The organism is Phaeobacter sp. JH20_29, from assembly GCF_048056175.1.
In the GTDB taxonomy this organism is placed as follows: domain Bacteria; phylum Pseudomonadota; class Alphaproteobacteria; order Rhodobacterales; family Rhodobacteraceae; genus Phaeobacter; species Phaeobacter bryozoorum.
Map to the genome: position 1 here is coordinate 294,563 of NZ_JAYMWO010000018.1, position 8,264 is coordinate 302,826.

Annotated in this window: 7 protein-coding genes; 5 read left to right on the forward strand and 2 right to left on the reverse strand. The window is 59.8% G+C overall.

Features of this window, described 5'->3' with window-relative positions:
- The first annotated feature begins 4 nt into the window (after positions 1-4).
- Positions 5-898: a sugar phosphate isomerase/epimerase family protein gene (locus VWZ85_RS16335; protein WP_416589147.1), complete on the forward strand. Its 894-nt coding sequence runs from the start codon at positions 5-7 to the stop codon at positions 896-898.
- An 11-nt stretch (positions 899-909) separates the two neighbouring features.
- Positions 910-2,067 carry a Gfo/Idh/MocA family protein gene (locus VWZ85_RS16340; protein WP_416589148.1) on the forward strand — a complete coding sequence of 386 codons (1,158 nt, stop codon included), beginning with the start codon at positions 910-912 and terminating at the stop codon, positions 2,065-2,067.
- A 64-nt stretch (positions 2,068-2,131) separates the two neighbouring features.
- On the opposite strand, the gene VWZ85_RS16345 is transcribed toward VWZ85_RS16340, so the two are convergent.
- Positions 2,132-3,133: a LacI family DNA-binding transcriptional regulator gene (locus tag VWZ85_RS16345; protein WP_416535866.1), complete on the reverse strand. Its 1,002-nt coding sequence runs from the start codon at positions 3,131-3,133 to the stop codon at positions 2,132-2,134.
- Between the two features lie 225 nt (positions 3,134-3,358).
- Between VWZ85_RS16345 and VWZ85_RS16350 the strand changes: the two genes are divergently transcribed.
- From VWZ85_RS16350 to VWZ85_RS16360, 3 genes are all read left to right on the forward strand, one after another.
- Complete coding sequence (locus VWZ85_RS16350) at positions 3,359-4,309, forward strand: sugar ABC transporter substrate-binding protein (RefSeq protein WP_416535867.1); 951 nt, start codon at positions 3,359-3,361, stop codon at positions 4,307-4,309.
- Positions 4,310-4,370: 61 nt separating this feature from the next.
- The gene (locus VWZ85_RS16355) at positions 4,371-5,492 is read left to right on the forward strand and encodes an ABC transporter permease (RefSeq protein WP_340544756.1); all 1,122 of its coding nucleotides are present in this window, start codon (positions 4,371-4,373) and stop codon (positions 5,490-5,492) included.
- 1 nt (position 5,493) lies between these two features.
- Entirely contained in the window at positions 5,494-6,279 is a 786-nt protein-coding gene (locus tag VWZ85_RS16360) for an ATP-binding cassette domain-containing protein (RefSeq protein ID WP_340544757.1), read from the forward strand.
- Between the two features lie 63 nt (positions 6,280-6,342).
- Here VWZ85_RS16360 and VWZ85_RS16365 read toward each other — a convergent pair whose 3' ends face one another.
- A complete protein-coding gene (locus VWZ85_RS16365) occupies positions 6,343-8,259 on the reverse strand; it encodes a beta-galactosidase (RefSeq protein ID WP_416589150.1) in 1,917 nt (638 codons plus the stop codon).
- Between the last annotated feature and the right edge of the window lie 5 nt (positions 8,260-8,264).

The window sequence follows — 8,264 nt, forward strand, 5'->3', positions numbered from 1 at the left end:
CAAAATGACGATCAGAATTGGCAATGCCCCATGCTCCTGGGGGGTGGAATTTGCACAGGATCCCCGCAATCCGGAATGGCGCAGCGTTCTGAAGGACTGCGCCGATGCTGGCTACAAGGGGATCGAATTAGGACCAGTTGGGTATATGCCTGAGGACCCTGCGATCCTGAGGGACGCGCTCGCCGAGCATGATCTGGAACTGATCGGTGGCGTCGTCTTCCGTGCCTTCCACGATCCGGCCCAATGGGAGGATGTGCTGGACGGGGCGCACCGCACCTGCAAGGCGTTGAAAGCCCATGGAGCCGAGCATCTGGTGCTGATCGACTCGATCTCGCCGCGCCGTGCGCCGACTGCTGGCCGCGCCGATGAAGCCGAGCAGATGGATCGCGACGAATGGTCGGCATTCCGTGACCGGCTCGCCACTGTCGCGCGGATTGGCACCGAGGACTACGGTCTCACCGTCGGCATCCACGCCCATGCGGCGGGGTTCATGGATTTCGAGCCGGAGCTGGAGCGGCTGCTGGATGAGGTCGACGACAGGATCCTGAAGATCTGTTTTGACACCGGCCACCATTCCTACGCCGGTTTTGATCCCGTCGCTTTCATGAAACGGCACATGGATCGTATCAGCTATATGCATTTCAAGGATATCGACCCGAAGGTGAAAGCCGATGTGATCGCCAAGCGGACGAACTTCTATGATGCCTGCGGGCAGGGGATTTTCTGCAATCTCGGCGAGGGTGATGTGGATTTCCCGGCGGTGAGGCAACTGCTTTTAGACGCTGGATTTTCTGGCTGGTGTACGGTGGAGCAGGATTGCGATCCAACGCTGGATCCCGACCCGGTGGGGGATGCGTGGGCCAACCGTGAATATCTTGAATCCATTGGTTTCAACTAGGGGGTAACACCATGGCAAAGCTGAAGTGGGGCATGATCGGCGGTGGTGAAGGCAGCCAGATCGGACCGGCCCATCGTCTGGGAGCAGGGCTTGACGGGGCGTTTGAATTCGCCGCAGCGGCATTGGATCACCGCCCCGACGAAGGGCGCGCCTATGGTCAGCGGCTGGGGCTGGCCGCAGACCGCGCCTATGGCGACTGGCAGGAGATGCTGGAGGGGGAACGTCATCGCGACGACCGCGTTGATCTTGTCACCGTTGCCACACCCAATGCCACGCATTTTGAAATCACCAAGAGCTTCCTTGAAGCCGGTTTTCATGTGCTGTGCGAAAAACCGATGACAATGACCGTGGAGGAAGGCGAGGAAATCGTCAAAATCGCCAAGGCGCAGAGCAAGATCTGCGCGGTGAACTATGGCTATTCCGGCTATTCGCTGGTCCGCCACATGAAGGCGATGGTGGCGCGTGGTGATCTTGGAAAGATCCGCCTTGTGAAGGCCGAGTTTGCCCATGGGCATCATGCTGATGCGGCTGATGCGGACAATCCGCGGGTGCGCTGGCGCTATGATCCGGCTCAGGCCGGGGTTTCTGCTCAGTTTGCCGATTGCGGCATCCATGCGCTGCATATGGCCAGTTTTGTGATCGGGCAGGAACTGGAACGCCTTTCTGCGGATACGGTCAGCTGTATTGAGAGCCGGGTTCTGGAAGACGACGCCATGGTCAATATGCGCTTTGATGGCGGCACCGTCGGGCGGCTCTGGACCTCGTCTGTGGCAATCGGACGCCAGCATGGGCTGACCTTGCAGGTGTTTGGTGAAAAGGGCGGTCTGCGCTGGTCGCAGGAGCAGCCGAACCAGCTCTATTGGATGCCGCTGGGCGGTCGCTTGCAGGTAATCGAACGTGGTGAAGCCAACCTCAGCCCCGAAGCGGATCGCACCAGCCGCGTGACAATCGGCCATGCCGAGGGGATGCCTCTGGCTTTTGCCAATATATACAGCGATTTGGCCGAAGCCATCGGCGCGCGGAAAGCCGGGCGATCCATGGACCCGGCGGCGGATCTTTATCCACGGGCCGAAGATGGGCTGCGGTCCATGGCGGCTGTTTTTGCCGTCGCCGAAAGCGGCGCAACAGATGGCGCCTGGGTTGATGCCCGGCCGCCGATGTTTCGCTGACACCGTGGTCTAAGCAATCGCAGGGCACCCGGCAGCGGGTGTCCTTTTCATGCCTAGGATCGCTTCAGGATGTCAGCGGTCGCAATGTGCCGCGATCCACCACATGGCAGGGAAAGATGCGGGCTTCAGGATAGCGATCCGGCTCGTCCAGCATGGCAACAACCAGCTCGATTGATGAATTGACGATCTGTTCGATCGGCTGGTGGATGGTGGTCAGGTCTATGTTCTCCCAACGGGCCATTTCCATATCGTTGAGACCGATGACCCCGATGTCACCTGGCACCTTTAGCCCCTGTTCGCGGATCGCGCTGAGCGCCCCGATTGACAACACGTCATCCCCACAGAAATAGGCTTCGGCCGGGTCGTCCTGCAACAGGCGCAGCATTTCCCGGCGACCGGCCTCAAAGGAGTAATCATCCGCAAAACTGTAGGAGGAGACGATATCCGGATGAGCTTCCATTTCCAGGGTGAATCCCTTCCAGCGATCCTGAGTCGAAGTCGCGCTCTGGGGGCCGCCCATGAAGGCCAGTTTGCCATAGCCGCGATCAATCAGCGTTCGCGCCGCCATTCGTCCGCATTCGACGTTGTCGATCCCAACCACATGCACCTGCGGCGTGGAGGAGGAGCGGCCGAAACTGTGAACTACAGGCACGCCTGCATCTCGAAAGGCCTTGGCAAACCCAGGCGGCAGGGTCGACGAGGCGACAACAACGCCGTCAACGGAATATTGCCGCAACATACGAACCGAGTTCTCGGGGTCGGTTTCGTCAGAGAGGTTGACCAGCAGCGGGCGCAACCCCTTGTCCTGAAGCCGTCGCGTAAACCGGTCGAAGACTTCGAGAAAAATCGGATTGTGAAAGTTGTTGGACACCAGGCCAATCAATTTGGTCCGCCCGGTTGTCAGGGAGGAGGCCAGCGCGTTCGGACTATAGCCGAGCTCCTGGGCGGCTTTCTCAACCTTGCGGCGCATCTTCTCCGATACCGACGCGCCATCGGTGAATGTGCGCGAGACCGCCGAACGCGAGACCTGCGCCCGTTCAGCCACATCTTTTAACGTAACAGCCATTCTTGGTCTTCCCTTTGTCAGGGCCCGGCCGGGCCCATCCGCCTGTGCAACCGGCTGCGCACCGGATCAGACTATCTATCGCGGATCGAATTCAAGTTCAGCAGAAAAAATGCTGCCACAATTTGCAACCGGTTGCAAAAAAAATCGATTCGTGGTTATGCTGATCCCCGACGCGGATGGGACCGCCCGGACGCGATCGTGACGGTAAAACTTTGGGAGGAAAGAATGACGTCAATTTTCAAGACATTCCTGCTGGCGACAACGGTTGCAGCGGCGCCGATGATGCTGGCAACCACCGCCTCGGCAGAAGGCGAAAAATACATCCTTGTCAGCCACGCGCCCGATAGCGACAGCTGGTGGAACACCATCAAGAACGGCATCGCCCTCGCGGGTGAGCAGATGAATGTGGAGGTGGAATATCGCAACCCGCCGACCGGTGACCTTGCCGATATGGCGCGGATCATCGAACAGGCGGCGGCTTCCGGCCCCAATGGCATCATCACCACCCTGTCCGATTACGACGTCCTGTCCGGTCCTATCAGAGCAGCTGTCGACAGTGGTGTGGATGTGATCATCATGAACTCCGGCACCCCAGAACAGGCCCGCGAGGTGGGGGCTCTGATGTATGTTGGTCAGCCAGAATATGACGCCGGTCACGCGGCCGGCCTGCGCGCCAAATCCGACGGTGTTGGCAGCTTCCTCTGTGTGAACCATTATATCAGCTCGCCCTCTTCGACAGAGCGCTGCCAGGGGTTTGCAGATGGTCTTGGGATCGAACTGGGCGACCAGATGATCGACAGCGGTCAGGATCCGGCTGAGATCAAGAACCGGGTTCTTGCCTATCTGAACACCAACCCGGAAACTGACGCGATCCTGACACTGGGGCCGACATCGGCTGATCCGACAATGCTGGCACTGGAAGAAAACGGTATGGCCGGCGACATCTATTTCGGCACCTTTGATCTGGGCGAGGAAATCGTCAAAGGTCTGAAATCCGGTGTTATCAACTGGGGTATTGATCAGCAGCCCTTCCTGCAGGCCTATCTGCCCGTGGTGGTTCTGACCAATTACCACCGCTACGGCGTTCTGCCGGGCAACAACATCAACTCTGGCCCTGGTTTTGTCACCAAGGACGGCCTGGAAAAGGTCGAGGAGTTCGCGGGCGAGTACCGCTGACAATCTCCCCAGGTGCGGGCGGCCGAAGCAATTTGGCCGCCCTTTTTTTAGAGAGAGTACAATGTCTGACGCACATACCCAATTTGCGGAGGACGAACGGATCAAGAGCCGTTCGAAGTTCCGCGAAGCCATGATCCGACCAGAGCTCGGCGGCATTATCGGCACCATCGCCGTCTTCACGATGTTTATTATTTTTGCCGGTGACAGCGGCATGTTCAACAGTCAGGGCGTGCTGAACTGGAGCCAGATCTCTGCCCAGTTCATGATCATTGCGGTTGGTGCCTGCCTGCTGATGATCGCAGGTGAGTTTGACCTGTCTGTCGGCTCCATGATCGGTTTTACCGGCATGTTGATCGCAATCTTCAGCGTGACGCTGGGCTGGCCGGTCTGGCTTGCGATCCTGGTGACTTTTGTGCTGGCGATGGCGATCGGGGCATTGAACGGCTTTATCGTGGTGCGGACGGGGTTGCCCAGTTTCATCGTCACGCTGGCGTTTCTGTTCATTCTGCGTGGGTTTGCGATCTACCTGCCGCAAACCATTGAACGCAAAACCATTATCGGTGGCGTGGCAGACGCAGCTGAGGGTGATTGGCTGGCCGCTCTGTTTGGTGGCAAGATCCTGACGGGATTGTTCCAGTGGCTGGGTGACAATGGTTGGATCGCCGTTTTTGAACGCGGCACCCGCAAGGGACAGCCGGTAGTCGACGGGCTGCCGATGTTGATCGTCTGGGCCATTCTGCTGGTTATCGTCGGACATATCATCCTGACCAAGACACGGTTCGGGAACTGGATTTTCGCGGCCGGCGGCGATGCCGAGGCCGCGCGCAATTCCGGCGTGCCAGTGAACCGCGTGAAAATCCTGATGTTCATGTTCACCGCCTTCTGCGCGACGGTCTTTGCGACCTGTCAGGTTATGGAATTTGGTGGCGCGGGATCGGACCGGGGCCTGCTGAAAGAGTTCGAAGCGATTATTGCGGTGGTGATTGGCGGTGCCCTTCTGACTGGCGGTTACGGGTCTGTGCTTGGCGCCGCCCTGGGTGCGCTGATCTTTGGCGTCGTGCAGCAGGGGCTGTTCTTTGCTGGCGTCGAAAGTTCGCTGTTCCGCGTTTTCCTGGGGCTGATCCTGTTGTTTGCCGTGATCCTCAACACCTACATTCGTCGCGTCATCACGGGGGAGCGCTGATATGTCCATGTCTCAACCCTTGATCCGGATGCAGGGCATCGAGAAGCATTTTGGCAGCGTCATTGCGCTTGCCGGGGTTTCGGTCGACGTCTTTCCGGGCGAATGCCACTGCCTGCTTGGCGACAATGGCGCCGGGAAATCGACCTTTATCAAGACCATGTCCGGTGTGCATAAACCGACCAGAGGCGAGATCCTGTTTGAGGGTCAGCCACTTCATTTCGCGGATCCTCGCGACGCGATTGCCGCTGGAATCGCCACAGTACACCAGCATCTGGCGATGATCCCGCTGATGTCGGTCAGTCGCAACTTCTTCATGGGCAATGAGCCGATCCGCAAGATCGGCCCGCTGAAACTGTTTGACCATGAATATGCCAACCGGGTCACCATGGAAGAAATGCGCAAGATGGGCATCAACCTGCGCGGCCCGGATCAGGCGGTTGGAACCCTGTCGGGAGGGGAGCGTCAGACGGTTGCCATCGCCCGTGCGGTGCATTTCGGGGCCAAAGTGCTGATCCTGGATGAACCGACCTCAGCACTTGGGGTGCGCCAGACAGCGAATGTTCTGGCCACCATCGACAAAGTCCGCAAGCAAGGTGTTGCGGTTGTCTTCATCACCCATAACGTCCGCCATGCCATGGCCGTTGGTGATCGGTTTACCGTTCTCAATCGCGGGCAGACTCTCGGTACTGCAAAACGCGGCGAAATCACGCCAGAGGAATTGCAGGACATGATGGCCGGCGGGCAAGAGCTGGCGACACTGGAGGGGAGCCTCGGCGGTACGGTCTGAACCGATGTCGGCTCAGAAAGCAACCACCCGCCGGGGCTTCCGCCCGGGCGGGTGGTTGTACGATCAGTTGCCTCTCGCTCTGCGCAGAACGCCCGCAGGTAGCAGAGTGCCGACCTCGGTCTCTACCGCTTCAGCCAGATGATTGAACCAGAACTCTTCGGTCGCGGTCTGGCGCCGACGCACGCCCAGCGGCATCTTGCAGATGCGCAGCTTCGCACGTTTGCAAAGCATTGCGACAAGTTGATCCAGACCCGCCGCGTCCAGCCAGCCCGCGCAGTAGACTTTGTTTCCTGCGGCAACAGCCACGGGCTGACCGTTGGCCGTCTCGATCAGAGTCTCTCCCTGACCATCCAGTGTTTCCAGATAACCGGTGACGGCCCCGTCGACCTGCGCCAGCGGCAGCGGCATATCCGGTCGCAGGCTCTCGACTGCGGCAACGACAATATCTAGCCCGTCCAATGCTGGGGGCAGGGGGCTGGTCGGGATGTTGAAGTCCGCATCCCGCGCGCCTGTTCGCGGCCCATAGAGCACCTGAGCCGCCGCTGTTGCCAAGGCTGCGCGCAAATGGTCGGGGAGGTGCATCAGACCGGGTGCAAGGATCAGGGCGTATCCTGCAAAATCGCTCTGTGTCGGGGGAACGATGTCCACAGACAGGCCGGCCCGTCGCAGTGCACGGTAATGCGCCAGCACAAGGTCGAAATAACTCAGACCCTGGCCATGTGGCTGCACCTGCCAGGCCCATTCGGCGTCATAGTCGAAGATCAGCGCCACGGGAGCTTGAGCCGGTGCCACCGCGCCCGCTGCGGCCAGTTCATCGGCAACCAGACGCACCTCGACGATGGCAGGGGCATCTTGCCTATCGGGACGCAGCAGACCGGCGTGAAGTTGTTCCTGCGCAAACGGCGCCTGGCGCCAGCGGAAATAGCAGACCGCCTCCGCACCATGGGCAAAGGCCTCCCAGGTCCAGAACCTGACCATGCCGGGCAGCGGTGCGGGATTGTAGGGGGCCCAGTTCACCGGTCCGGGTTGCTGTTCCATCACCCACCAGCGTCCGCGCCCGACGGCGCGATAGAGATCATGATGGAAGGCCTGAAAATCAGGGTCGCCCTGACGCGCGTAGCGGCGCTGGTCCTCGGGGTTGGCGCCCACTCGATCTTCGAGAAAGCCCAAAGGGTAGCTGTCCCAACTGGCGATGTCGAGATTCTCGCCAACCTTGTAGTGATCGAAATCGGTCACCCGCCCCATGTAGTTATGGGCAATCGGCGCATCGGAATGGGCACGCAGAATCTCGACCTGATCGCGGTTGAAGCTCACCACCTGATCCGAAGAAAACCGCCGGAAGGCCTGCACATGCGCCGGGTTCGGTTCGGTCACGGTCAGGTTGGGCAGGCCGATCTGATCAAAGCGATCATAGTTCATCGACCAGAAATCATTGCCCCAGGCACTGTTCAACGCATGAATATCGCCGTCATAACGCGCCTCTAGCCAGCGGACAAAGGCGATCTGTGCCGCCGGGGAATAGCTGATTGTTGTGTCGTGGCAACCGTATTCATTGTCGGTCTGCCAGGCGGCGATACGGTCACCTGGGCCATAACGTTCCGCCATCAGGGAGACGATCCGCCGGGCTGCGGCGCGGTAGCCCTCGTGACTGAAACAATAGTGGCGGCGCGAGCCAAAACCGCGCGGTTTGCCGTCGGCGTCCAGCGCAAACATATCGGGGTGGCGGTCCACCATCCAGCGGGGTGGCGTAGCGGTGGGGGTGCCCAGCACCACCTTCAATCCAGCCGACACCAGCACATCAATGGCGCGATCAAGCCAGCCCCACTGCAGATCGCCGGGGCTAGGTTCAATGCGCGACCATGAAAACTCGCCAATGCGAACCCAGGTGAGCCCGGCCGCAACCATGCGCGCGGCGTCCTCCTGCCAGATGTCTTCGGGCCAATGTTCGGGATAGTAGCAGGTGCCAAGTGTGCGCTGCATGGAGA